This window comes from Sphingomonas sp. CV7422 (assembly GCF_027945725.1).
GTDB lineage: Bacteria > Pseudomonadota > Alphaproteobacteria > Sphingomonadales > Sphingomonadaceae > Sphingomonas > Sphingomonas kyungheensis.
The window spans coordinates 1621275-1644013 of sequence record NZ_CP115900.1 but is presented as its reverse complement, the minus strand read 5'-3'; the positions used below and the strand labels follow the sequence as shown (position 1 = coordinate 1644013).

Annotated in this window: 24 protein-coding genes; 4 read left to right on the top strand and 20 right to left on the bottom strand. The window is 68.2% G+C overall.

What is annotated here, in order from left to right:
• Nucleotides 1–29: 29 nt before the first annotated feature.
• The 8 genes from rseP to rpsB all read right to left on the bottom strand — a co-directional run bounded on the left by rseP (nt 30) and on the right by rpsB (nt 7652).
• Nucleotides 30–1163 (bottom strand): RIP metalloprotease RseP, encoded by a 1134-nt coding sequence (gene rseP / locus PBN85_RS08025; RefSeq protein ID WP_271300698.1) that lies wholly within the window; start codon nt 1161–1163, stop codon nt 30–32.
• Between the two features lie 13 nt (nt 1164–1176).
• Nucleotides 1177–2352 (bottom strand): 1-deoxy-D-xylulose-5-phosphate reductoisomerase, encoded by a 1176-nt coding sequence (locus PBN85_RS08020; protein WP_271300697.1) that lies wholly within the window; start codon nt 2350–2352, stop codon nt 1177–1179.
• Nucleotide 2353: 1 nt separating this feature from the next.
• Nucleotides 2354–3145 (bottom strand): phosphatidate cytidylyltransferase, encoded by a 792-nt coding sequence (locus PBN85_RS08015; RefSeq protein WP_271300696.1) that lies wholly within the window; start codon nt 3143–3145, stop codon nt 2354–2356.
• A complete protein-coding gene (locus PBN85_RS08010) occupies nt 3142–3879 on the bottom strand; it encodes an isoprenyl transferase (protein ID WP_051583542.1) in 738 nt (245 codons plus the stop codon). Before PBN85_RS08010 ends, PBN85_RS08015 begins: the two co-directional genes overlap by 4 nt.
• A 61-nt stretch (nt 3880–3940) precedes the next feature.
• A complete protein-coding gene (frr, locus tag PBN85_RS08005) occupies nt 3941–4498 on the bottom strand; it encodes a ribosome recycling factor (protein ID WP_037535423.1) in 558 nt (185 codons plus the stop codon).
• A gap of 3 nt (nt 4499–4501) precedes the next feature.
• A complete protein-coding gene (pyrH, locus tag PBN85_RS08000) occupies nt 4502–5233 on the bottom strand; it encodes a UMP kinase (protein ID WP_037535422.1) in 732 nt (243 codons plus the stop codon).
• A gap of 561 nt (nt 5234–5794) precedes the next feature.
• Nucleotides 5795–6727: a translation elongation factor Ts gene (gene tsf / locus PBN85_RS07995; protein ID WP_037535421.1), complete on the bottom strand. Its 933-nt coding sequence runs from the start codon at nt 6725–6727 to the stop codon at nt 5795–5797.
• An 85-nt stretch (nt 6728–6812) separates the two neighbouring features.
• On the bottom strand, nt 6813–7652 hold the full coding sequence (rpsB, locus tag PBN85_RS07990) for a 30S ribosomal protein S2 (protein WP_037535420.1): 840 nt from the start codon (nt 7650–7652) through the stop codon (nt 6813–6815).
• A gap of 330 nt (nt 7653–7982) precedes the next feature.
• Between rpsB and PBN85_RS07985 the strand changes: the two genes are divergently transcribed.
• Nucleotides 7983–8216 carry a hypothetical protein gene (locus PBN85_RS07985; protein ID WP_271300695.1) on the top strand — a complete coding sequence of 78 codons (234 nt, stop codon included), beginning with the start codon at nt 7983–7985 and terminating at the stop codon, nt 8214–8216.
• Here PBN85_RS07985 and PBN85_RS07980 read toward each other — a convergent pair.
• Nucleotides 8158–8952: a CDP-alcohol phosphatidyltransferase family protein gene (locus PBN85_RS07980; RefSeq protein ID WP_037535433.1), complete on the bottom strand. Its 795-nt coding sequence runs from the start codon at nt 8950–8952 to the stop codon at nt 8158–8160. The genes PBN85_RS07985 and PBN85_RS07980 overlap by 59 nt on opposite strands.
• Nucleotides 8953–8987: 35 nt before the next feature.
• Nucleotides 8988–9719, bottom strand: a complete 732-nt coding sequence (locus PBN85_RS07975) for a phosphatidylserine decarboxylase (RefSeq protein WP_037535418.1) — start codon at nt 9717–9719, stop codon at nt 8988–8990.
• A gap of 185 nt (nt 9720–9904) precedes the next feature.
• On the opposite strand from PBN85_RS07975, the gene PBN85_RS07970 reads away from it, so the two are divergent.
• Nucleotides 9905–11125, top strand: coding sequence for an NADP-dependent isocitrate dehydrogenase (locus PBN85_RS07970; RefSeq protein WP_271300694.1), 1221 nt, complete (start codon nt 9905–9907; stop codon nt 11123–11125).
• 89 nt (nt 11126–11214) lie between these two features.
• Here PBN85_RS07970 and PBN85_RS07965 read toward each other — a convergent pair whose 3' ends face one another.
• The 4 genes from PBN85_RS07965 to PBN85_RS07950 form a co-directional block, all read right to left on the bottom strand.
• Nucleotides 11215–11346 carry a hypothetical protein gene (locus tag PBN85_RS07965; protein ID WP_271300693.1) on the bottom strand — a complete coding sequence of 44 codons (132 nt, stop codon included), beginning with the start codon at nt 11344–11346 and terminating at the stop codon, nt 11215–11217.
• A gap of 58 nt (nt 11347–11404) precedes the next feature.
• A complete protein-coding gene (locus PBN85_RS07960; RefSeq protein ID WP_271300692.1) occupies nt 11405–11932 on the bottom strand; it encodes a ferritin-like domain-containing protein in 528 nt (175 codons plus the stop codon).
• 82 nt (nt 11933–12014) lie between these two features.
• A complete protein-coding gene (locus PBN85_RS07955; RefSeq protein ID WP_271300691.1) occupies nt 12015–13391 on the bottom strand; it encodes a hypothetical protein in 1377 nt (458 codons plus the stop codon).
• 45 nt (nt 13392–13436) lie between these two features.
• Nucleotides 13437–14516, bottom strand: coding sequence for a PA0069 family radical SAM protein (locus tag PBN85_RS07950; protein ID WP_037531120.1), 1080 nt, complete (start codon nt 14514–14516; stop codon nt 13437–13439).
• 54 nt (nt 14517–14570) lie between these two features.
• On the opposite strand from PBN85_RS07950, the gene PBN85_RS07945 reads away from it, so the two are divergent.
• Complete coding sequence (locus PBN85_RS07945) at nt 14571–14909, top strand: VOC family protein (protein WP_271300861.1); 339 nt, start codon at nt 14571–14573, stop codon at nt 14907–14909.
• A 13-nt stretch (nt 14910–14922) separates the two neighbouring features.
• Here PBN85_RS07945 and moaB read toward each other — a convergent pair whose 3' ends face one another.
• Both moaB and dnaE read right to left on the bottom strand, forming a co-directional pair.
• Nucleotides 14923–15450, bottom strand: coding sequence for a molybdenum cofactor biosynthesis protein B (moaB, locus tag PBN85_RS07940; protein ID WP_271300690.1), 528 nt, complete (start codon nt 15448–15450; stop codon nt 14923–14925).
• A gap of 3 nt (nt 15451–15453) precedes the next feature.
• On the bottom strand, nt 15454–18954 hold the full coding sequence (gene dnaE, locus PBN85_RS07935) for a DNA polymerase III subunit alpha (RefSeq protein ID WP_271300689.1): 3501 nt from the start codon (nt 18952–18954) through the stop codon (nt 15454–15456).
• Nucleotides 18955–19053: 99 nt separating this feature from the next.
• Between dnaE and PBN85_RS07930 the strand changes: the two genes are divergently transcribed.
• Nucleotides 19054–19635, top strand: a complete 582-nt coding sequence (locus PBN85_RS07930; protein WP_271300688.1) for an HdeD family acid-resistance protein — start codon at nt 19054–19056, stop codon at nt 19633–19635.
• Between the two features lie 5 nt (nt 19636–19640).
• Here PBN85_RS07930 and PBN85_RS07925 read toward each other — a convergent pair whose 3' ends face one another.
• From PBN85_RS07925 to PBN85_RS07910, 4 genes are read right to left on the bottom strand one after another with little or no spacing between them, the layout of a single operon-like run.
• The gene (locus tag PBN85_RS07925; protein ID WP_271300687.1) at nt 19641–20120 is read right to left on the bottom strand and encodes a glutathione peroxidase; all 480 of its coding nucleotides are present in this window, start codon (nt 20118–20120) and stop codon (nt 19641–19643) included.
• Nucleotides 20117–20707: a GNAT family N-acetyltransferase gene (locus tag PBN85_RS07920; RefSeq protein WP_271300686.1), complete on the bottom strand. Its 591-nt coding sequence runs from the start codon at nt 20705–20707 to the stop codon at nt 20117–20119. Before PBN85_RS07920 ends, PBN85_RS07925 begins: the two co-directional genes overlap by 4 nt.
• Nucleotides 20704–21375, bottom strand: a complete 672-nt coding sequence (locus PBN85_RS07915; RefSeq protein WP_271300685.1) for an ABC transporter ATP-binding protein — start codon at nt 21373–21375, stop codon at nt 20704–20706. The genes PBN85_RS07920 and PBN85_RS07915 overlap by 4 nt, the downstream gene beginning before the upstream one ends.
• Nucleotides 21368–22612, bottom strand: coding sequence for a lipoprotein-releasing ABC transporter permease subunit (locus tag PBN85_RS07910; protein WP_037531106.1), 1245 nt, complete (start codon nt 22610–22612; stop codon nt 21368–21370). Before PBN85_RS07910 ends, PBN85_RS07915 begins: the two co-directional genes overlap by 8 nt.
• Between the last annotated feature and the right edge of the window lie 127 nt (nt 22613–22739).

Genomic DNA, 22739 nt, shown 5'->3' with positions numbered 1-22739 from the left:
ACGCAGGACGCTGCCCTGCCCCAAGCCGCTCAGCCGATCAAGCCGGCCAGCCGCTGCCACAAACCGACTGCACTCAAATCATTGAAGGTCACGATCAGCATCAGCGCCAGCACCGCGGCGAGTCCGCCACGAAAGGCCCATTCCTGCACCTGGGGTTCGAGCGGCCGCCGGCGGATCGCCTCGATCGCGTAGAAGAAGAGGTGGCCGCCATCGAGCATCGGTACTGGCAGCAGATTGATGAACCCCAGATTGATCGACAGCATCGCGACCAGCCAGACGAAGGCGGGCAGCCCCAGCGCCATCTGCTCGCCGGAGATCTTGGCGATGCGGATCGGCCCGCCGAGTTCGTCGATCGAACGCCGCCCGCTGATGATCTGGCCGAGCGTCGCGAGCGTCCCCGAGATGATGTCCGCGGTCATCCGCACGCCTGCTGCCGGCGCCTCGATCAGCCCGACCGGCGCGAGCACCGGCTCGCCGCTGCCGATGCCGATCCGGCCGATGCGATAGGCATTGCCGAACCGGTCGCGCTGGTGGACGGTGCCAATCGCCAGCGTCCGCGTCAGCGTCTGCCCGCCGCGCGCGACGCGCAGCGTCACCGCCTCGCCGGGGCGGATCAGCGCATAGCGCGCGACCTCGCTGAACGCCGCGATCGGCTGGCCGTCGATCGCGACGATGCGGTCGCCCGGTTGCAGGCCCGCCCTGGCGCCGGGCTGACCGGCGATCACCGTCCCGATCACCGCGGGCGTGCGGTCGACGCCATAGACATGCGCGAAGCCCGCGAGGATCAGCACGGCGAGGATGAGGTTGATCGCCGGGCCGGCGGCGACGATGATCGCGCGCTGCCACAGCGGCTTGGCCTGGAAGGTGCGGGCGCGCTCGGCGGCGGGCAGCGCCAGCCAGGCGGCATCGGGCTGGCTCGCCGGGTTCATGTCGCCGGCGAAGCGGACATAGCCGCCGAGCGGCAGCCAGCCGAATTTCCAGCGCGTGCCGCGCGAATCGGTGACGCCGACGATCTCGCGACCGAAGCCGATCGAAAAGGCCTCCGCCTTGACGCCGAACAGGCGCCCGGCGAGATAATGGCCCATCTCGTGGATGAAGACGAGCGGACCGATCGCGCACAGAAAGGCGAGCACCGCCATCGGAACGCCGGGGGACTGGATCAAGCTGGGCAATCCTTCACGCGCGACCCTTTACACGCCCCTGACCATAACCTGTTATCCGTTCGTCCGCCATTCGTCGCGCCGCGCCGTCGATGGCGAGGACCGCCTCCAGTGTGTCCGGAGCCGGCGGATCATATTGCTCCAATGTATCTGCGACGATTGCGGCAATTTCGAGGAAGCCGATCCGCCGGTCGAGAAACGCTGCCACCGCGACCTCGTTGGCGGCGTTGAGGATCGCCGGGCGCGCACCGCCCGCCTCCAGCGCCGCGCGGGCGAGCGCCAGCGCCGGAAAGCGCGCCGGATCGCACGCCTCGAAGTCGAGCCGGCCGATCGCGACGAGATCCAGCGGCGCCATCGGCGTCGCCATCCGCCGCGGCCAGGCGAGCGTATGCGCGATCGGCACGCGCATGTCGCTGGGGCCGAGCTGCGCGAGCATCGAGCCGTCGACGTAATCGACCATCGAATGGATCACCGACTGGCGGTGCATCACCACCTCGATCCGCTCGTGCGGCACCGGGAACAGCCGCGCCGCCTCGATCAGTTCGAGGCCCTTGTTCATCATCGTCGCGCTGTCGACGCTGATCTTCGCGCCCATCGACCAATTGGGATGCGCGACCGCCTGTTCGACGGTGACCGACGCCATCTGCTCGCGCGTCCAGTCGCGGAACGGCCCGCCGCTCGCGGTGAGGATGATCCGCCGCACGCCCTCGGGGCGCGCAAAGTCGAAACATTGGAAGATCGCATTATGCTCGCTGTCGGCGGGGAGCAGCGTCGCGCCCGACTGCGCCGCGGCGGCGAGGATCACCTCACCCGCCGAGACGAGCGGCTCCTTGTTGGCGAGCACCACCGTGCCGCCGTGACGGATCGCCGCCATCACCGGCTCGAGCCCGGCGCAGCCGACGATCGCGCCCATCGTCCAGTCGGCCCCGGCGGCGGCATCGCAGATCGCCTGTCGTCCGCCCGCCGCCTCGGTCGCGGTGCCGGCGAGCGCCGCGCGCAATGCGGGCAGGCACGATTCGTCGGCGACGACCGCGATCTCGGCGCGGGTCCGCCGCGCTGCCGCGGCGAGCCCGACGACATCCGCATTGGCGGTGAGCGCCCGCACCCGGAAGCGATCGGGTTCGCGCTCGACGAGATCGAGCGTCGAGGTGCCGACCGAGCCGGTCGCACCGAGGATGGAGATGGTCTTCATGTCAGAAAGCGAGCGGCACGACGACGAGCAGCGCGGCGACCGGCATCACCGGCACGACACCGTCGAGCCGGTCGAGAAAGCCGCCATGGCCGGGAATGACGCTGCCCGAATCCTTGACGCCGGCGCGGCGCTTGAGGTGACTTTCGAACAAGTCGCCGAGCTGCGCGAGGATCGCGAGCAACGGCGTCGCCAGCACGAACCGGCCGGGCAGCCGGTAGAGCTGCGCCATCGTCATCGCCAGCACCGTCGCCAGCGCGATCCCGCCGATCAGCCCCGCCCAGGTCTTGTTGGGGCTGACGCGCGGCGCGAGCTTGGGTCCGCCGATGCTGCGCCCGGCGAAATAGGCGCCGATATCGGTCGCCCAGACGAGGCTCAGCGCCCATAAAGCGTTGCGCAGCCCGTCGGGCTCGTGCCGGATCAGCAGCAGCGCATAGATCGGCAGGCCGCAATAGAAGATGCCGAGGCCGAGCTGCGGCCGCCGGGTGATGATCGTCAGGAAGAAGAAGGCGCCGGCGAGCAGCCCCAATGCGAAGAAATCCGGACCCGCGGCGAGCGGGCACATGATCGCCAGCGGCACCGACAGCACATATTGGCCGAGACGCTTGGTCTTGGCGTCGGCACCGTTGAGGTCGCTCCACTCGGCCATCATGAACACGCCGATGGTGACGACGACCAGCCAGAAGACGAACCCGCCGAGCGCCAGCGCGACCAGCGCGAGCGCGACCAGCGCCAGCCCGGTCAGCGTGCGCGTCGCCAGTTCCGATCGGCGGCTGCCGGACGGCGCGTCGCTCACAGGCCGCCGTAGCGCCGCTGGCGCTGGCCGAACGCCGCGATCGCCTCGGCGAGCGTGTCGGCGGTGAAGTCGGGCCAGAGGGTGTCGACGAACAGCAGCTCGGCATAGGCCGCCTGCCACAACAGAAAATTGGACAGCCGCTGCTCGCCCGACGAGCGGATGACGAGATCGAGCGGCGGCAGCGCCGCGGTGTCGAGCTCCGCCTCGATATCGTCGGCGGTGATCGCCGCGGCGTCGATCTCGCCCGCCGCGGCGCGGGCGGCGAGCCGGCGCGTCGCCGCGACCAGCTCGGCCTGCGACCCGTAGTTGAGCGCGATCACCAGGATCGGGCCGCTGTTGTGCGCGGTCTTGGCCATCGCATCGTCGACCAAGGCGACGAGATCGGGCGCGAAGCGGCGATAGTCGCCGATCACCCGCAACCGCACATTCTCCTCGACCAGTTCGGCGAGATCGCTGCGGATGAACAGCCGCAGCAGGCCCATCAGCGCGCCGACCTCATCCTCCGGCCGGCGCCAATTCTCCGACGAAAAGGCGTAGAGCGTCAGCGCCTCGACCCCCATGGCGCGCGCCGCGCGGGTGACGCGGCGCACCGCCTCGACACCCGCCTTGTGCCCCGCGACGCGCGGCAGATGGCGCGCCTTCGCCCAGCGGCCATTGCCATCCATGATGATCGCGACATGGCGCGGCACGGCCGCATCGACCGGGACGGAAGAGAGGATCGGAGCGGTGCTCATGGGGCTGATTTCCGAGGCGCGGCGGAACGCCCGCGCCGGCAGGGGCCGGACGCGCGTCCGGTCACTTGCCGAGGATTTCCTTCTCCTTGGCGGCGGCGGCGGCATCGAGATCGGCGATCGTCGCGTCGGTCAGCTTCTGCACCTCGGTCTCGTGGCGCTTGCGCTCGTCCTCGCCGAACAGGCCCTTCTTCTCGTCGGTCTTGAGCGCGTCCATGCCGTCGCGGCGGACGTTGCGCACCGCGATGCGCGCGCCCTCGGCATATTTGTTGGCGAGCTTGGCGAGTTCCTTGCGACGCTCTTCGGTCAGGTCGGGGATCGGCAGGCGCAGCGTCTGGCCGTCGTTGATCGGGTTGAGCCCGAGACCCGCCGACCGGATCGCCTTTTCGACCGGACCGACGTTCGACTTGTCCCACACCTGTACAGACAGCATCCGCGGCTCGGGCACCGAGACGGTGGCGACCTGCACCAGCGGCATGTGGCTGCCATAGACTTCCACGGTGACCGGATCGAGCAGCGCGGTCGAGGCGCGGCCGGTGCGCAGGCCGTTGAGATCGTGCTTGAGCGCTTCGACCGCACCCGCCATCCGGCGTTCGAGGTCGGCCTTGTCATAGGCTGCCATGGTTTACTCCTGTTCGTTCTGGACGACCGTCGACACGCCATCACCGCCGAGCACCGCGGCGAAATTGCCGTGTTCGCGGATGTTGAAGACGACGATCGGAATGTTGTTGTCGCGGCACAGCGCGATCGCGCTGGCGTCCATGACCTTGAGGTCGTCGGACAGTACCTTGGAATAGCTGACCGTGTCGTAGCGCGTCGCGGTCGGCACCTTCTTGGGATCGGCATCGTAGACGCCGTCGACCGACGTGCCCTTGAACAAGGCATCGCACTTCATCTCGGCGGCGCGCAGCGCGGCCCCCGAATCGGTGGTGAAGAACGGGCTGCCGACACCCGCCGCGAAGATCACGACGCGGCCCTTTTCGAGATGCCGTTCGGCGCGGCGGCGGATGAACGGCTCGCACACCGACGCCATCGGGATCGCCGACTGGACGCGGGTCTCGACGCCGATCTGCTCGAGCGCATTCTGCACCGCCAGCGCGTTCATCACCGTCGCGAGCATGCCCATATAGTCCCCGGTCGCGCGTTCCATGCCGCGCGCCGCGCCCGAGATGCCGCGGAAGATATTGCCGCCGCCGACGACGATGCAGAGCTCATAGCCCTGCGCCTTGACGTCGGCGATCTCCTCGGCGACGCGCGCGGTCACGGCGGGATCGATGGACAGGCCACTGCCCTCGCCCATCAGCACTTCGCCGGACAGTTTCAACAAGATGCGTTTGAAGCGCGGCGCGAACGTCATAAGTTCCTATCGCTGGTGGGAGAAAGCGTGCCGGACCTTAGGCGCGCGCGCGGCGTGGGGCAACCTCCGGCGCGCTACGGTTGCAAACGGCGGCGGATGTTTGCGCCGGTTAGCGGGGCGATGAGCCGGGCGACCCGCCGTTGCGCAGGGCGGCGGATTCCTGACGCCGTTCGTGGTGCGCGTGACGGATCAGCCCCCGTCCGTCACGCCGGACTCGTTCCGGCCTCCACCACTCAGCACCCCCGGACGCCGATTATCACGCGAGGACGCGAAGATGTCTTGCGCAATCGCGCCGCCTTTAGTCATTCGCGCGGAGGCGCGGAGGCGCGGAGGCGCGGAGGCGCGGAGGCGCGGAGGCGGTCGGGCGGGCTCCAGCACTCGCCACAAAAGTACAAGCTCCTGCCGATGCAGGAGCCCTAGGCGGCCCTTCGCGACCCGTCTTCGCTCCGCTCGACCGTGGATTCCTGCGTTCGCAGGAATGCGGCGGCTCCGGACGCACGAAGGGCGCCGCGCGAACCCGCGCGGCGCCCTCCCGAAGCCGACTGCGCCGAAGCGCAGCGTTTACTTCTGCGCGACGCCGCTCGCCGCGGCGACCTCGGCGGCGAAGTCCGAGGCTTCCTTCTCGATGCCCTCGCCGAGCTGGAAGCGGACATAGTCCTTGAGCACGATCGAGGCGCCGGCGTCCTTGGCCGCCTTGGCGACGACGTCGCTGATCTTGGTCTTGCCGTCCATCACGAACAGCTGGCTGACCAGCGCATGCTCCTTGCGGAACTTGGCGATGCCGCCTTCGACCATCTTGGCGATGATGTCGGCCGGCTTGCCCGATTCGGCGGCCTTCTCGGTGGCGATCGCGCGCTCGCGCTCGATCTCCGCCTCGTCGAGGTCTTCCTCGTTCAGCGCCTTGGGGAAGGCCGCGGCGATGTGCATCGCCAGCTGCTTGCCGAGACCCTGCAGCACTTCGTCCGACGCGTCCGATTCGAGCGCGACGAGCACGCCGATCTTGCCGAGACCCGGCGACGCCTGGTTGTGGACGTAGGAGACGACCGCACCCTGCGACACTTCGAGCCGCTTGGCGCGACGCAGCGACTGATTCTCGCCGATCGTCGCGATGTTGTTGGTGAGCACTTCGGCGACGGTGGTGCCCGACGGCATCGCCTCGGCCTTGAGCGCCTCGACGTCACCGCCGGTGGCGAGCGCGATCTGCGTCACTTCGCGGACGAACTGCTGGAACTGGTCGTTCTTCGCGACGAAGTCGGTCTCCGAATTGACCTCGACCGCGGCACCCTTGGTGCCGGCGGTGGCGACGCCGACCAGACCTTCGGCGGCGGTACGGCTCGACTTCTTCTGCGCGGCGGCGAGGCCCTTGGTGCGCAGCCAGTCCAGCGCGGCATCCATGTCGCCCGCGGTCTCGTTGAGCGCCTTCTTGCAATCCATCATGCCCGCGCCGCTCTTCTCGCGCAGGTCCTTGACCATCGCTGCGGTAACTTCAGCCATGTTGCATATTCCTTGTTCTGAATGTGTTTACGGGCGAGGCAGGGCGTCGCCCTACCCCGCCCGCATGACGGTTCGGCGACGCGGGTTACGCGTCGATCTGGCGCTCGGCCTCGGCCCCCGCACCAGCGAGCGTGCCGGCGCCCTGCTGCTCGGGCTCGGCCGCCGGGGTCGGCACGGTCAGCGCCTCCTCGACCGGCGCGACGTCCTGCGCACCCAGGTCGACGCCGCGGCGCGACTGCTGCTCCTGGTTGCCGCGCGTCGCGGCGATGGCGATCGCCTCGCAATAGAGGCGGATGGCGCGGCTGGCGTCGTCATTCGCCGGCACCGGGAAGGCGATACCGTCGGGCGAGACGTTCGAATCGAGGATCGCGACGACCGGGATGCCGAGCGTATTGGCTTCCTTGATCGCCAGCTCTTCCTTGTTCGCGTCGATCACGAACATGACGTCGGGCACGCCGCCCATGTCGCGGATGCCGCCGAGGCTGAGCTCGAGCTTGTCCTTCTCGCGGGTGAGCTGGAGCACTTCCTTCTTGGTCAGGCCGTGGGTGTCGCCCGACAGCTGCTCTTCCAGCGACTTCAGGCGCTTGATCGAGTTGCTGATCGTCTTCCAGTTGGTGAGCATGCCGCCCAGCCAGCGATGGTTGACGAAATGCTGGCCCGAACGGCGCGCCGCATCGGCGACGGCGTCCTGCGCCTGGCGCTTGGTGCCGACGAACAGCACCTTGCCGCCGCTGGCGACCGACGACGAGACGAACTCGAGCGCGCGGGCGAAGAGGGGAACGGTCTGCGACAGGTCGAGAATGTGGACGCCGTTACGGTCGCCGAAGATGTAGGGCTTCATCTTCGGGTTCCAGCGATGCGTCTGGTGGCCGAAGTGCGCGCCGGTCTCGATAAGCTGCTGCATGGTGACGACGGGAGCCGCCATAGGATGATTCCTTCCGGTTGAGCCTCTGGGAAGCGGATGACGCGGACCGAAGTCGCACGCACCGGGCTATGATGCTTCCCATGCGGTGTGTTGAGGCGTGCGCCCTAGCCGCCCGGACGCGAAAAGGCAAGATGGTCCATCCCACTTGACTCGTGGAACGCAACCGGAACATAAAGCGTCCGAAGCGAGGACACGGCGAATCTATCCTGGTTTAGCTGCGATGCGGCGACCCAAACCGGGAAAACACAGAACACGCCGGGAACTCACCGATTAAACAATGGTTAAGCGAGTTATCCACAGGCTGCTCGCGCCTGCCAGGGAGTTGGTCCGATGGTTGCAGTCGTCAGTGTTCTCGTATTCTCCGGTGCGTTCGCCACCGCCGCCGGCGTGATCGCCGTGACGGTCGCGCCGCAATGGCAGCGGATCGTCCGCCTCGCCTCGGGGCAGATCGAACCCGCCTTCGCGCCCCTGTCGCAACTCGCGCTGGCCGAGCGCCGCATCGCCGTCAGGCGCTGGGCGTCGACCTCGCTTCCGGCAGACCGCCGCCAGCGCGCTGCCGCCTGACCCGGGCATAACTGGCGACGCTGAACGGGATGGTCGCCAGATAGACGACGCAGATCGCGCTCAGCGTATGCCAGGGCGCCGACACAAGAGCCGCACCGAGCAGCACCACACCGGCGATCGCCTCGAAGCGGATCGTCCGCCGCAAGCGCAGCGATCCCCAGGAGAAGGTCGCGACGCTCGACACCATCAGCAGTGCGATGAACGCCACCCACATAGCGACGAGATAGGGGTTGGCGAAGATCGGCTGGTCCGTCCAGAACCAGAAATAGAGCGGCAACATCGCCAGCCCCGCCCCCGCCGGTGCGGGCACGCCGGTCAGGAAGCCGGCGGATTTATGCGGCTGGTCGTCGGCATCGATCGCGGCGTTGAAGCGGGCGAGGCGCAGGGCGCAGAACACCGCGAGGATCAGCGCGCTGATCCAGCCGAGCCGCGGCAGCGCGGCGAGCGCCCACAGATACATGATCAGCGCCGGCGCGACGCCGAACGATATCGCGTCGGACAGCGAATCGAGCTCCGCGCCGAACCGGCTCTCCCCATGCAGCATCCGCGCGATGCGGCCATCGAGCCCGTCGAGCACGCCGGCGATCATGATCATCGTCACCGCGCTCTGCCATTCGCCGCCGATCGCGAAGCGCACCCCGCTGAGGCCCGAACAGAGCGCGAGCGCCGTCACCGCATTGGGCGCGACCGCGCGCAGCGGCAGACCGCGTGGGCGGCGGGGCAAGCGGCGCGGCATCGCAACGCGGGCGGCGTCCGGATCGCGTGGCTCCATCACTGCGCGATCCCGGCGACGGGTGTGCCGCCGACGCGGCCGATCACCGTCTCGCCAGCGATCGAGCGCTGGCCGAGCGTCACCTGCGGGATGATGTCGTCGGGGAGGAAGACGTCGACGCGGCTGCCGAAGCGGATCAGACCGATACGCTGCCCGGTCGCGACCATGTCGCCCGGTTTGACGAACGGCACGATGCGCCGCGCCACCAGTCCGGCGATCTGGGTGAAGCCGATCCGCCGCCCGTCGCGGCCTTCGACGACGATATGCTGGCGCTCATTCTCGTCGGACGCCTTGTCGAGATCGGCATTGAGGAACTTGCCGCTGATATAGACGACCTGACGGATCGTCCCGGCGATCGGCGTGCGGTTGATGTGCACGTCGAACACCGACATGAAGATCGACACGCGGGTCAGCGGCGCCTCGCCCAGCTCGCCGACCAGTTCGCGCGGCACGGGCACCTTCTGGATCATTGTGACGAGGCCGTCGGCGGGCGCGATGATCAGACCGTCGCCGACCGGCGTGGTGCGGATCGGATCGCGGAAGAAGGTCAGCACCCAGACGACGACGCCGAGCAACGGCCAGAACAGCACCTTGGTGACGAGCGTCGCCAGCAGGGTGATGCCGAGCGCGATCGCCGCATATTTGTGGCCTTCGGGATGGACGGTGGGAAAGCGCCACTTGACCGTGGTCGTCGGCAGCGGGCTGGTCGGGGGCTTTTCAAGCGATGGCATAACCGCGCGGTTTACCCGTGTCGTTCATGCAACACAATCACCGGCTCGCTCCGTCGTGCCCGCGGCACCGTCTGCCGGCCTGCCGCCGCGTCTGCCGCGGCACGCGCGCCAAGCCGCGCGCGCGGGTTGATCCCCTGCCCGCTTGTGCCTAGACGACGGGCCAATCCCCCTCACAGGAAGCGCATATGGCCAAGATTCAGGTGAAGAACCCGATCGTCGAGATCGACGGCGACGAGATGACGCGGATCATCTGGGAATGGATCCGTGAGCGCCTGATCAAGCCCTATCTCGACATCGAGCTCGACTATTACGATCTCAGCGTCGAAAACCGCGACGCGACCGAGGATCAGGTGACGGTCGACGCCGCCAAGGCGACGCAGCGTCACGGCGTCGCGGTCAAGTGCGCGACGATCACCCCCGACGAGCAGCGCGTCGAGGAATTCGGCCTCAAGAAGATGTGGAAGTCGCCCAACGGCACGATCCGCAACATCCTCGGCGGCACGATCTTCCGCGAGCCGATCGTCATCCAGAACGTCCCCCGCCTCATCCCGGGCTGGACGCATCCGATCGTCGTCGGCCGCCACGCCTTCGGTGACCAATATCGCGCGACCGACTTCCTCGTCCCCGGCGCCGGCAAGCTGCGCCTCGTCTTCGAGGGCATCGACGGCCAGACGATCGACCGCGAAGTGTTCGAATTCCAAAGCTCGGGCGTCGCGATGGCGATGTACAATCTCGACGATTCGATCCGCGACTTTGCCCGCGCGTCGATGCATTACGGCCTCAACCTCAAGTGGCCGGTCTACCTCAGCACCAAGAACACGATCCTCAAGGCCTATGACGGCCGCTTCAAGGACCTGTTCGCCGAGGTGTTCGAGACCGAGTTCAAGGACAAGTTCAAGGAAGCCGGCATCGTCTACGAACATCGCCTGATCGACGACATGGTCGCATCGGCGCTGAAGTGGAACGGCGAGTTCGTCTGGGCCTGCAAGAACTATGACGGCGACGTCCAGTCGGACCAGGTCGCGCAAGGGTTCGGCAGCCTCGGCCTGATGACCTCGGTGCTGCTCACTCCGGACGGCAAGACGGTCGAGGCGGAAGCGGCGCACGGCACCGTCACCCGCCATTATCGCCAGCACCAGCAGGGCAAGGCGACCTCGACCAACCCGATCGCGTCGATCTTCGCCTGGACCGGCGGCCTCAAGTATCGCGGCAAGTTCGACGATACGCCGGAGGTGACCAAGTTCGCCGAGACGCTGGAGCGCGTCTGCATCGAATGCGTCGAGCAGGGCCAGATGACCAAGGATCTCGCCATCCTGATCGGCCCCGAGCAGCCGTGGATGACCACCGAGCAGTTCTTCGAGGCGGTGCGCGCCAACCTCGAACAGAAGATGGCCAATTGGGCCTGATCTTCGGGTGACGTGAAAAAGGGCTCGGAAGCGGATGCTTCCGGGCCCTTTTCATGTCCGCCCTGGCGGATCGGGTCGGCGCGGGGCGGTCAGGCGCCGCCGGGCACGTCGCCGTGATTGCCGTAGCCCGCACCGGATTCTTCGGTGTCGTTGCTCTCGTCGGGCGCCTGCGGTTCGCGCGCGTCGTCGGGCTGGTCGGCGGCGGTGTCGGGGTCAATCATCGTCGGTCCTCCGGTTGCGGATATCCGGGCCAACCCGCGGGCGGCCCGGGACGTTCCGTCAGTGGCTCGCGGTCTCGCCCGCGGCGCGCAGCCCGGCATATTTGCGCGTCACCTCCGGCAGGCTGTCGAGCACCCACGCCGCCATCCGCTGCTCCTCGCCGAGCGATTCGGTCAGCAACCGCTGCTGGCTGGCGAAGCCGCCGAGATCGGCGAGCGTCAGCAGCCCGGTGTAGCTGGCGATCTCGAAATTCTCGAAGGCGTAATTGGCGAAGCTGTTCTTGATGATCTCGTCGGGCGCGAAGACATGGGCGAGCGCGGCCATGTTGCCGCTGAGGCTGAGGCCGAGGTCCTTGATCGCCGACGGGCGGGCGTCGAAACCCGACAGGATCTCGTCGATCCGCTGGATCTGCTGCTCGGTCTCGGCCCGGTGGCGGCGGAGCTGCTCGGCGAACTCGGGATAATGGGCGAGGTGATCGAGCTGCCGGTCGATCAGCGCGAGCGCCTGATGCTCCACGCCATGGGCGTTCTTCAGGCCGGTGACGAACAGGTCCTGCGCGATGCTCTGGTCGGGGGCGATCGAAGCCATATGCCTGTCTCCTGCTGCGTGTGATTCGCTGCGTTCAACGGCCGGGGTTGCGCAGGGATGCAGCAAAACGTCCTGATCTGAATTAGTTAGCCAGCTCGAACAGATCGACGCCGGTGTTGCTCGTGACACGTCGATAGCGCGCGGCCAGCGCCCGGCGGACGAGGATGACGGTCGGGCGGCGGCGGTTGCGGGCGATGTCACCGACCGCGATCACCGGCGGGCGCGTCGCCAGGATGCGCGCGACTTCCGCGGTCGGATCGGTGCCGATCGCGCCCGCCTCGCTCGCCTCGACCAGATGGAAGGGAAAGGGGTAGCGCGTCGGCAGGCACGACCGGCTGGCGCTGTAGAGCACCGGCGGCGCCTCGACGACGAACAGGCATCCGGGGGTCCGCCGGCGCAGCGCCTCGATGCGCGCGGCGAGCCCCGCCACCGCGTCGCGTGCCGCGCGCGTCTCGCCGAGATGCGGGTAGCCGCTCAGCAGCAGCAGCGCCGCACCGGCCAGCGCGGCGAGCCAGCGCATCGCCGGCCGGTCCAGCACCGCTGCGGCGGCGACCGCGAAGGGCAGCAGCAGCGGCAGCGCATAATGGTTGAAATAGGGCGGCACGAGCAGCCAGCCGATCACCGCCGCCGCCACCCAGCCGATCAGGAAGCCCTGCTTGCGCCGCACCAGTCCGGCGATCGCCAGCCCGGCGGGAACGAGCAGCACGACGATGACCCCCAGCATCCGCAGCGCTATCGCATCGCCCGGCGTCGGCCGGCGGAGCAGGATCGATTCGACGTTGGCGAACCACCAGGCCTCGCCATGGCCGGCCGCGACATAGACCGTCGCGGCGACCACGGTCGGCAGCAACGCCGCCCCGCCATAAAGCAGCGCAGCCCGCAGCGACGCATGCCACGGCTCCCGCCGCCAGCGTACGGCGAGCAGCGCCAGCGCGAAATAGACGCCCTCGAACACGACCGTCGGCTTGATCTGCAAGGCCAGCCCGACGAGCAGCATCGCCGCCGCCCCGCCCCGCCGCCGGCCGGCGATCGTCTCGGCGACCAGCCACGCCGCGCCGGCGATCAGCAGATTGTAGAAGACGGGCGACTGGCCGCCCCGCCCGCCGAGCAAGGCGATCCACACCAGATAGAGCAAACCCGCGGCAAGCGCGCCTGCCGGCCCGGCATGGCGCCGCGCGAAGCCGGCGATGATCCCCGCCGTCGCCGCCGCCGCCGCCAGCGCGAGCAGGTGATAGGTCACCCACGGCTCGCCGACGCCGTTCGCCGCCGCGGCGATGAGGAACAGCCCGATCGGCTTGCGGTCCCAGATATCGACATAGGGCAGCGCCCCCGCCCACATCCGCTCGCCGACCAGCAGATACATCTGCTCGTCAACGTCGATCAGCGGATTGCCGATATCAGGCAGGCGCAGCGCGACCGCGGCGAGCAGCAGGATCAGCCAGACGGAACGCCGCGACATAGGCGAAGGCTCTAGCGTCGGACGGTTAGCGCCGCGCTAACGCTGTCAGAACAGCTCACCCTGCGGACCGGCGGGTGGACGGAACAGGTCGCACCGCAGCGTCTCGCCGCGGTCGCCGAGCCCGTGCTTGCGACAGGCGATGCGGAACCGCGTCCGCATCAGCTCCGCCCAGGGCCCCTTGCCCTGCATCCGGGTGAAGAAGTCGGGATCATTGTCGCGGCCGCCGCGCAGCTCGCGGATGATCGCCATCACCTTGCCGGCGCGATCGGGGAAATGCGCGTCGAGCCAGGCGCGGAACAGCGGCGCGACCTCGTGCGGCAGGCGCACCGGGATGAAGAAACAGGATCGCGCCCCTGCCGCCGCCGCGCGCGCGACGAGCTGTTCCAGCTCGTGATCGGTGATCCCCGGAATGACCGGGGCGATCGAGACATAGACCGGCACCCCCGCATCGGCGAGCGCCCGCACCGCACGCAGCCGCCGTTCGGGATGCGGCGCGCGCGGTTCAAGCGTCGCGGCGATCCGCGCATCGAGCGAGGTGATCGACATCGCCACTCCGGCCAGCCCCTCCGCCGCCATGCCGGCAAGCAGATCGATGTCGCGCGTCACCCGATCGGACTTGGTGGTGATGGTCAGCGGATGCCGCGTCTCGGCGAGCAGCGCGACGATCGATCGCGTGATCCGCCAGTCGCGCTCGATCGGCTGATAGGGATCGGTATTGGTACCGAGCGCGATCGGCGCGACCTGATAGCCGGGCTTGCGCAGCTCGGCGCGCAGCAGCTCGGCCGCCTGCGGCTTGGCGAACAGCTTGGACTCGAAGTCGAGCCCCGGCGACAGGTCGTGGTAGGCATGCGTCGGCCGCGCGAAGCAATAGATGCAGCCATGCTCGCAGCCGCGATACGGATTGATCGAGCGATCGAAGAAGACGTCGGGCGAGCTGTTGCGGCTGATGATCGTGCGCGGCTGTTCCACGGTCACGCTGGTGCGCAGCGCCGCCGGCGCCCCGTCGATCGCCTCCTGCGCATCGAGCCAGTCACCGTCCGCCTCGCGCTCCGGCAGGTTGAAGCGGCGGCTTTCGCCGTTGACGGTGGCGCCGCGGACGGCACGCCTGACGACCGGCTTGACCATGACGCATCCTATCGCCTAACCTGGAACATAGCAAGAACGGTGGAGTGGAATTTCATGGCGGAGCTGACCTATCTCGAACTGCCCGTCGCCGACTCCGGACCGGCGAAGGCCTTTTACGCGGCGGCCTTCGGCTGGCAGTTCAGCGACTTCGGGCCGAGCTATGCGGCCACCACCACCGGCGGCTTCGATATCGGGCTACAGGCCGATCCGGCCGAGCGTACCGCCGCGCCTCTGCCGGTGATCGCCGTCGACGATCTCTCCGCCGCGCTTGCCGCGGTCGAGGCGGCGGGCGGACGGATCACCGCGCCGATCTTCGCCTTCCCCGGCGGCCGGCGCTTCCACTTCGCCGATCCGGACGGCCACGAACTGGCGGTGATGCATGCCGACGCGTAGCGCGACGGTCGGCTCAGCGTTCCAGCAGCCGCGGCATCAGCTCGACGAAGTTGCACGGCCGGTGGCGGCTATCGAGCTGGTCCTGTAGGATGCCGTCCCAGCCGTCCTTCACCGCCCCGGTCGATCCGGGGAGCGCGAAGATATAGGTCCCGCGCGCGACGCAGGCGCAGGCGCGCGACTGGACGGTGCTGGTGCCGATCTTGGCGAAGCTCAGCCAGCGGAACAGCTCGCCGAAGCCGGGGATCATCTTGGTGGCAACGCGTTCGACCGCCTCGGGCGTGACGTCGCGGCCGGTGACGCCGGTGCCGCCGGTGGTGACGACGCAGTCGATCGCCGGATCGTCGATCCATGATTCGAGCTGCGCGACGATCGCCTCGACGTCATCGCGCAGCAGCATGCGCTCGGCGAGGACATGCCCCGCCGCCGCGATCCGCGCGACCAGCGTATCGCCCGAGCGATCCTCGGCGAGGCCGCGCGTATCGGAGACGGTGAGCACCGCGATCCGCACCGGGTGGAAGGGGAGCGATGGATCGATCGGCATCGCTCAGCCCACCGACCGCAGCTGCGAGGCGACGCGATCGAGCGCGACGTCGCTGATGCCGGGGATCGCCTGGATCGTCTCGACCAATTCCATGTCGAGCAGGAAGTCGCGGCCGAGCAAGACTACCGCTTCCTCGCCACCCTCGACCGGGATACGCGCGCGCACTTCGCCCCGCGCGCCGCGATGCTGCGCGAGCAGCGCCGACAAAGCGGCGAAGGCGGCGGCATCCGCGACCTTGGCGGCGATCGTGAAGCGCGCGATCGAGGCGAGCCCCTCGAACGGCTGGATGCGCTTGACCGAGACGCGCGGCGTCTCCTCACCCGGCCGGCGGTCGAGCTCGACGGTGATCAGCCCGCAGCCCCCGCAGCGCGCCGCCTCCTCGAGTTCGGCGGCGACCGAATCGTCGAAACAGGTGGCGACGAACTGGCCGCTCGCATCGGACAGGGTCGCCATCATATAGCGTTTGCCGCGTGCCGAGGTACGCCAGCGCGCATCCTCGACCAGCACCGCCATCGTCGCGCCGGCGCGCGTGCCGTCTTCGGGAATGTTGAGTTCAGTCAGCGCGACATATTGGCGCGCGCCGTGCATCTTGGCGAGATGGGTATGCCGGTCGACCGGATGCGCCGAGAAATAGAAGCCGAACGCCTCCTTCTCCTGCTCCATCGCCTCGGCCATCGGCCAGCGCGTGCCCGCGGGCAGCTTGATTGCATCGCCCGCCACCTCCTCATTGGCGAACAGGCCGTGCTGGCCGCTCGTCTTGCCCTCATGCGTCCGCGCCGCGACCGCGAGGATCGTCTCGGCGACGGCGTGGATGCCGGCGCGATTGGCGTCGAACGTGTCGAAGGTGCCGCTCGCCGCGAGCGTTTCGAGCTGGCGCTTGTTGATGAGGCGCGGGTCGACGCGGGTGGCGAGATCGTCGATGCTCTTGAACGGCCCGTTGGCGCTGCGCTCGGCGACGAGCTTCTCCATCGCCCCCTCGCCGACCGACTTCAGCGCGGCGAGCGCGTAGCGGACGGCAAGACCGCCCTCCTCGGTCTGTTCGACGTCGAATTCGGCGTCGCTCTTGTTGATGTCGGGTCCGCAGATCGTCACGCCCAGCCGGCGCATGTCGTCGACGAAGATGCAGAGCTTGTCGGTCTGCGCCATGTCATAGCACATCGACGCGGCGTAGAATTCCTCCGGATGATGCGCCTTCAGCCAGGCGGTCTGATAGGCGAGCAGCGCATAAGCGGCAGCGTGGCTCTTGTTGAAGCCATAGCCGGCGAACTTGTCGATCAAGTCGAACAGTTCGTTGGCCTTGGCCTTGGGGATGCCGTTCACCTTGGCGCAGCCCTCGACGAAGATCGCACGCTGCGCGTCCATCTCCGCCTTGATCTTCTTGCCCATCGCGCGGCGCAGCAGATCGGCGCCGCCGAGCGAGAAGCCGGCGAGGATCTGCGCCGCCTGCATCACCTGTTCCTGGTAGACGAAGATGCCATAGGTTTCGGCGAGGATCGGTTCGAGCAGGTCGTGCGGATAGACGATCGGCTCGGTGCCCTGTTTACGGCGGCCGAAGCTCGGGATATTGTCCATCGGGCCGGGACGGTAGAGCGAGACGAGCGCGATGATGTCGCCGAAATTTGTCGGGCGCACCGCGCTGAGCGTGCGGCGCATGCCTTCCGATTCGAGCTGGAAGACGCCGACCGTGTCGCCCTTCTGGAGCAATTTGTAGACCGCCTCGTCGTCCCACAGCAAAGCATCGAGATCGACGGTGATGCCGCGCTTGGCGAGCAGCTGCACCGCCTTCTTGAGCACCGACAGGGTCTTGAGGCCGAGGAAGTCGAACTTCACCAGCCCCGCGCCCTCGACATACTTCATGTCGAACTGCGTCACCGGCATGTCGGAGCGCGGATCGCGGTACAGCGGCACCAGCTGCGCGAGCGGCCGGTCGCCGATCACCACGCCGGCGGCGTGGGTGGACGAATGGCGCGGCAGGCCTTCCAATTTGGTGGCGAGGTCGAGCAGGCGGCGGACCTGATTGTCGTTGGCATATTCCTTCGCCAACTCGGGCACGCCGTTGAGCGCGCGCTTGAGGTCCCACGGATCGGTCGGATGGTTGGGGACGAGCTTGGCGAGCCGGTCGACCTGGCCGTAGCTCATCTGGAGCACGCGGCCGGTGTCCTTGAGCACCGCGCGCGCCTTGAGCTTTCCGAAGGTGATGATCTGCGCGACCTGATCGCGGCCGTATTTCTCCTGCACGTAGCGGATCACCTCGCCGCGCCGCGTTTCGCAGAAGTCGATGTCGAAGTCGGGCATCGACACGCGCTCGGGATTGAGGAAGCGTTCGAACAGCAGCCCGAGCTTCATCGGATCGAGATCGGTGATGGTCAGCGCCCAGGCGACCACCGAGCCGGCGCCCGATCCGCGCCCCGGCCCGACCGGAATATCGTGATCCTTCGCCCATTTGATGAAGTCGCCGACGATCAGGAAATAGCCGGGGAAGCCCATCTGGACGATGACGTCGACTTCGAAGGCGAGCCGCTGGCGATAGGCGTCGCGCCAGTCGGGATCGTCCGGCTGGGTGCCGAGCTGTTCGATCCGGTCGAGCCGCTTCTCCAGCCCCGCCGCCGCCTCGGCGCGCAGCATCGCCGCCTCGCCCTCGCGATCGCCGGCAAGGCTGGGCAGGATCGGCTTGCGATAGGGCGCCATCACCGCGCAACGCTGCGCCACCACCAGCGTGTTCTCGATCGCCTCGGGCAGATCGGCGAAGGTCTCGCGCATGATCTCGGCGGGCTTGAGCCAGGCGTCGGGGCAGGAGCGGACGCGATCCTCGCTTTCGACATAGGTCGAATGCGCGATGCACAGCATCGCATCATGCGCGTCGAGGAAGCCGCTGTCGGAAAAGCAGCAGGGATTGGTCGCGACCAGCGGCAGATCGCGCGCATAAGCGAGATCGACCAGCGCCGCCTCCGCCGCTTCCTCGACCGGATCGCCGCGCCGCGCCAGCTCGATATACAGGCGGTCGGGGAACAGCGCCTGCAACCGGTCGAGGCAGGCGGCGGCGCGATCGGGCTGATCCTCGTGGAGCAGCCGCGCGAGCGTGCCCTCGCCGCCCGCGGTCAGCGCGATCAGCCCGTCGGTGCGCCCCTCCAGCGCGGCGAAGTCGACGTGCGCGGGCAGTTCGATCGGCCGTTCGAGATGCGCGAGGCTGACCAGGGCGCACAGATTGTCATAGCCGCGCGCGTCCTGCGCATAGAGCGCGATCCAGTCGAGCGGCGCGGCGACGCCATCGGGCATGTCGGGCCGCGCGACGCACAGCATCGTGCCGATCACCGGCTGGACGCCGTCCTTCTTCGCCGCATCGGAAAAGGCCATCGCCGCATACAGGCCGTTGCGGTCGGTCAGCCCGGCGGCGGGGAAGCGCAACGCCTTGGCCTGTTTGGCGATCGCCTTGGGATCGATCGCCCCGTCGAGCATCGTGTAGGACGAGAAGATACGGAGCGGTACGAAACCCGAATGAGCCATCGCGGGAGACTTAGTCGGTCCGCCCCGATTGTCGAGGTGCGCCGGCGGAACCTGCGGTGGATAACTCCGTTACGCGGGCTCAACGGAGGAGATTCGTCAATGACGGACACATCGCTCAATCAAGACCCGCTCCACCCGCCCGCCGCCGGCGCCGGCTGGGGCTGGATTCTCGCTTATGGCGTGCTGTCGATCGTGCTCGGCATGCTCGCCTTCCTCAATCCCTTCGCCGCGACCTATGCCGCGACGATGGTGATCGGCGCCTTCTTCATCGCCGCCGGCCTCGTCTCGGTCGCCGCGGGGATCGCCGGCAAGGATCACGAAGGCCGCGGCTATGCGATCGGCTTCGGCCTGCTGTCGCTGGTGATCGGGCTGCTGATGGCGTTCAGCCCCGGCACGGCCGCGGTGTCGCTGACCCTGCTCGTCGCGATCTGGCTCGGCATCCGCGGCGCGCTGGAAATCGGGCTCGGCGCGCGCTTCCGGCGCGGCCGCGGGCTGATGATAGCGCTCGGCGTGATCAACATCCTGCTCGCCGTCTACGTGCTCGCCACCCTGCCCTGGTCGGCGCTGACGCTGCCCGGCTTCATCCTCGGGATCAGCTTCCTGCTCGGTGGCGTGACCGCGCTCGTCTCGGCGCTGCACCACAAGAAAGGCGCCAAGCCGTTCGCCGCACCGGAGGTGTGAGCGCGCTAGAGCAATGCCTCGATCGCGCCGACGATCTGCTCCGGCTTGGTCGTCGGTGCGTAGCGGCGCACCATCGTGCCGCTGCGGTCGACGAGGAATTTGGTGAAGTTCCACTTGATCGCCTGCGAGCCGAGCAGACCGGGTGCAGCCGCCTTGAGCCGGGTGAACAGCGGATCGGCATCGGCGCCGTTGACGGCGACCTTGGCGAAGACCGGGAAGGTCACGTCATAGGTCAGCGAACAGAAACCGGCGATCTCGGCGGCGTCGCCCGGCTCCTGCGCGCCGAACTGGTTGCACGGGAAGCCGAGCACCGCAAAGCCGCGCGTCGCGAAGCGGCGGTGCAGCGCCTCCAGCCCCGCATATTGCGGCGTGAAGCCGCATTGCGAGGCGGTGTTGACGATGAGCAGCACCTGCCCCGCCCATCGGTCGAGCGCGATCCGGCCGCCATCCGCCGCGGTGACGGCAAGGTCGGTAACGCCGCTCATCCGTGACGCGCCAGCAGAAAGCGGAGGTTCTGCTGTACCCCCAGCCATTCGCGATCGAGAATCGAATAGACGACCGTATCACGCAGCCGTCCATCCGCCATCAGCTGATGCCCGCGCAGCACGCCGTCCCGCCTGGCACCGAGCCGCTCGATCGCCGCCTGGCTGCGCAGATTGAGCGAATCGGTGCGGATCTGCACGCACTGGCAGTCCATCACCGCGAAGGCGTGGGTCAGCAGCAGCAGCTTGGCCTCGGTATTGACGCCGGTGCGCTGCACCGCCTTGGCGTAGAAGGTGCCGCCGACCTCGAGCCGGCGATGCTGCGGCGCCATCCGCATATAGCGTGTCGTACCGACCACCTGACCGGCCGGATCGCAGACGGCAAAGAGCAGCGCGCGGCCGAAGTCCTGCTGCTCGAACGCCGAGTCGATCCAGCGATCGGGCTGTTTGAGCTGCGAGACATTGGCGTAGAAGGTGTCCCACAGATCACCCGCCGCCGCGACCGCCGCCAGCGCATCCCGGTCGGCGCGGTCCAGCGGCCGCAGCGTGACATGCCGCCCGCGCAGCGTCGGCACATCCGTCCAGCTCACGTCAGCACGCCCTCGTGCAGCCGGACGACGCGGTCCATCCTCTGCGCGAGCCGCTCGTTGTGCGTCGCGATCAGCGCCGCCGAGCCCTCGCCGCGCACCAGCCGCAGGAATTCCGCGAGCACCACGTCGGCGGTCTGTTCGTCGAGATTGCCGGTCGGCTCGTCGGCGAGCACCAGCGCCGGCCGGTTGGCGAGCGCCCGCGCCACTGCGACGCGCTGCTGCTCGCCGCCCGACAGCTGGCTCGGCCGGTGGGTCAGCCGGTGGCCGAGGCCGAGCGCGGTGAGCAGCGCCACCGCGCGATCGTCCGCCGCCTTGCGCTCCGCGCCATGGACGAGCTGCGGCAGCACGACATTCTCGGTCGCGTTGAAGTCGGGCAGCAGATGGTGGAACTGGTAGACGAAGCCGAGCCGGTCGCGGCGCATGATCGTGCGGCCGTGCGCGTCGAGCTTCGCCGCCTCCGCGCCGCCGATCATGATCGATCCTTCGAAACCGCCCTCGAGCAGCCCGACCGCCTGCAACAGCGTCGACTTGCCCGAACCGGACGGGCCGACCAGCGCGACGATCTCGCCCAGCGCGACCGACAGGTCGACGCCGCGCAGCACGTGGATCGTCTCCCCGCCCTGGCTGAAGCTGCGGGTCAGGCCGGTGGTGCGGAGGACGTCATTCATAGCGCAGTACCTGTACCGGATCGGTGCTCGCCGCCTTCCACGCCGGGTAGAGCGTGGCGAGGAAGCTGAACACCAGCGCCATCAGCGCGATGACGATGATCTCGACTGGATCGGGCTTGGACGGCAGATCGGTGAGATAGCGGATCGACGGATCCCACAGGTTCTGGCCGGTGACGAGCTGGACGAGGTTCACCACCGCCTGCCGGTAGAAGAGGAAGACGAAGCCGAGCGCCAGCCCCGCGACGGTGCCGAGCGCGCCGATCGTCGTGCCGACCACCATGAAGATGCGCATCAGCCCGACCCTTGTCGCCCCCATGGTGCGCAGGATGGCGATGTCGCGCGTCTTGGCGCGGACCAGCATGATCAGCGACGACAGGATGTTGAATACCGCGACGAGGATGATGATCGACAATACGGTGAACATCGCCACCCGCTCGACCTCGAGCGCCTGGAACAATTGCGCGTTCATGCTGCGCCAGTCGGCGATCACCGACCCGCCGCGCAACCGGTCGGCGAGCGGCGCGAGGATCGTCCCGACCTTGTCGGCATCGACCGTCTCGATCTCGACCATGCTGACATTGTCGCCGAGCATCAGCAACGTCTGCGCGTCGCTGATCGGCATGATGACATAGGCCTTGTCGTAATCGTACAGCCCGATCTCGAAGATCGCGCCGACGGTATAGCTGACGATGCGCGGCACCGTGCCGAACGGCGTCGTCTGCCCCTGCGGACTGAACAGCGAGATCTGGCTGCCGACCGTCGCACCGAGCGCCTCGGCGAGTCGCGAGCCGATCGCGATCCGGCCGCTGCCCGGCGTGATGCCGTTGAGCGTCCCCATGGTGAGCTTGCTGCCGATCACCGGCTTGATGTCGTCCATCTGCACGCCGCGCAGCAGCACCGCCTCGGCCCGGCCATTGTAGGTGGCGGCAAGCGGCTGTTCGATCATCGGCACCGCCGAGGTGACGCCGGGGGTCTGCCGCGCCTGCGCGACCACCTCGCGCCAGTCGGGCATCCGCCCGCCGATCGGCTGGATCACCGCATGGCCGTTGAGCCCGACGATCTTGTCGAACAGCTCCGCGCGGAAGCCGTTCATCACGCTCATCACGATGACCAGCGCGGCGACGCCGAGCATCACCGCGACCAGGCTGATCGAGGCGACCAGGAAGATGAACGCCTCGCCCTTGCCCGGAAGCAGGTAGCGCCGCGCGATCATCCGTTCGTAGCGAGACAGGAACATGCCGCCGCTCTAGGTGAGCGCCCCGCCGCGCGCAACAAATGTTGCGGATTCGACACAGGGTTCCGGCAATCGCCGTCCCCCCTTCACATAGCCGGTGACAAAGCCGGCAGTGCTGCCTAGCAAAGAC

Coding starts and splice junctions, on each gene's coding strand:
- PBN85_RS08020 (WP_271300697.1), bottom strand. CDS start 2,352: ATGAAGACCATCTCCATCCTCGGTGCGACCGGCTCGGTCGGCACCTCG.
- PBN85_RS08010 (WP_051583542.1), bottom strand. CDS start 3,879: ATGAGCACCGCTCCGATCCTCTCTTCCGTCCCGGTCGATGCGGCCGTG.
- frr (WP_037535423.1), bottom strand. CDS start 4,498: ATGGCAGCCTATGACAAGGCCGACCTCGAACGCCGGATGGCGGGTGCG.
- pyrH (WP_037535422.1), bottom strand. CDS start 5,233: ATGACGTTCGCGCCGCGCTTCAAACGCATCTTGTTGAAACTGTCCGGC.
- tsf (WP_037535421.1), bottom strand. CDS start 6,727: ATGGCTGAAGTTACCGCAGCGATGGTCAAGGACCTGCGCGAGAAGAGC.
- rpsB (WP_037535420.1), bottom strand. CDS start 7,652: ATGGCGGCTCCCGTCGTCACCATGCAGCAGCTTATCGAGACCGGCGCG.
- PBN85_RS07985 (WP_271300695.1), top strand. CDS start 7,983: ATGGTTGCAGTCGTCAGTGTTCTCGTATTCTCCGGTGCGTTCGCCACC.
- PBN85_RS07980 (WP_037535433.1), bottom strand. CDS start 8,952: ATGCCGCGCCGCTTGCCCCGCCGCCCACGCGGTCTGCCGCTGCGCGCG.
- PBN85_RS07975 (WP_037535418.1), bottom strand. CDS start 9,719: ATGCCATCGCTTGAAAAGCCCCCGACCAGCCCGCTGCCGACGACCACG.
- PBN85_RS07970 (WP_271300694.1), top strand. CDS start 9,905: ATGGCCAAGATTCAGGTGAAGAACCCGATCGTCGAGATCGACGGCGAC.
- PBN85_RS07965 (WP_271300693.1), bottom strand. CDS start 11,346: ATGATTGACCCCGACACCGCCGCCGACCAGCCCGACGACGCGCGCGAA.
- PBN85_RS07960 (WP_271300692.1), bottom strand. CDS start 11,932: ATGGCTTCGATCGCCCCCGACCAGAGCATCGCGCAGGACCTGTTCGTC.
- PBN85_RS07955 (WP_271300691.1), bottom strand. CDS start 13,391: ATGTCGCGGCGTTCCGTCTGGCTGATCCTGCTGCTCGCCGCGGTCGCG.
- PBN85_RS07950 (WP_037531120.1), bottom strand. CDS start 14,516: ATGGTCAAGCCGGTCGTCAGGCGTGCCGTCCGCGGCGCCACCGTCAAC.
- PBN85_RS07945 (WP_271300861.1), top strand. CDS start 14,571: ATGGCGGAGCTGACCTATCTCGAACTGCCCGTCGCCGACTCCGGACCG.
- moaB (WP_271300690.1), bottom strand. CDS start 15,450: ATGCCGATCGATCCATCGCTCCCCTTCCACCCGGTGCGGATCGCGGTG.
- dnaE (WP_271300689.1), bottom strand. CDS start 18,954: ATGGCTCATTCGGGTTTCGTACCGCTCCGTATCTTCTCGTCCTACACG.
- PBN85_RS07930 (WP_271300688.1), top strand. CDS start 19,054: ATGACGGACACATCGCTCAATCAAGACCCGCTCCACCCGCCCGCCGCC.
- PBN85_RS07925 (WP_271300687.1), bottom strand. CDS start 20,120: ATGAGCGGCGTTACCGACCTTGCCGTCACCGCGGCGGATGGCGGCCGG.
- PBN85_RS07915 (WP_271300685.1), bottom strand. CDS start 21,375: ATGAATGACGTCCTCCGCACCACCGGCCTGACCCGCAGCTTCAGCCAG.
- PBN85_RS07910 (WP_037531106.1), bottom strand. CDS start 22,612: ATGTTCCTGTCTCGCTACGAACGGATGATCGCGCGGCGCTACCTGCTT.